1 protein-coding gene is annotated in these 371 nt (G+C 45.6%); it reads right to left on the bottom strand.

Annotated elements, in window-relative coordinates; translation table 11 throughout:
• Positions 1 to 167: 167 nt before the first annotated feature.
• The coding region (locus COY37_RS09420) for a PDGLE domain-containing protein (RefSeq protein WP_286977366.1) at positions 168 to 371 on the bottom strand (204 nt) is incomplete at its 5' end.

Raw genomic sequence — 371 nt, 5'->3', positions numbered from 1 at the left:
AAGGCCGGCATATCGCTCGGAAAAAATAGCTTCTTTTATCGCTGAGGATATGCCGACAAGCGTCTTTTCAAGAAAGTTATGTCTCTTGTTAGACTTTAATCCGTCCTCGGCCGTATTGAATTGTTCTTTTTGCGTAAGCCACTGGGGCAATGTTTGTGAGTTCATAACTAATTAAGGACTCCGTTGTCCTTTTCTTTCTTAGCAAGTAGCTTGCCCAACAAATAGGCTAAGGCCACAACAATGGCAACGCCGACCGCAGCAGAGACGATGTAGGCAAAGGCGCTATGCAAAAACGGCGCTTTTCCCCATCCTTTAAACGAATAATCCGGTAAGGGGGCGTGCCAGAAATCCGAAAAATGTTCTAACCCCTT

This window comes from Candidatus Aquicultor secundus (assembly GCF_002791875.1).
Taxonomy (GTDB): Bacteria; Actinomycetota; Aquicultoria; order Aquicultorales; family Aquicultoraceae; genus Aquicultor_A; species Aquicultor_A secundus.
This window is presented reverse-complemented; position numbering and strand designations above follow the sequence as displayed.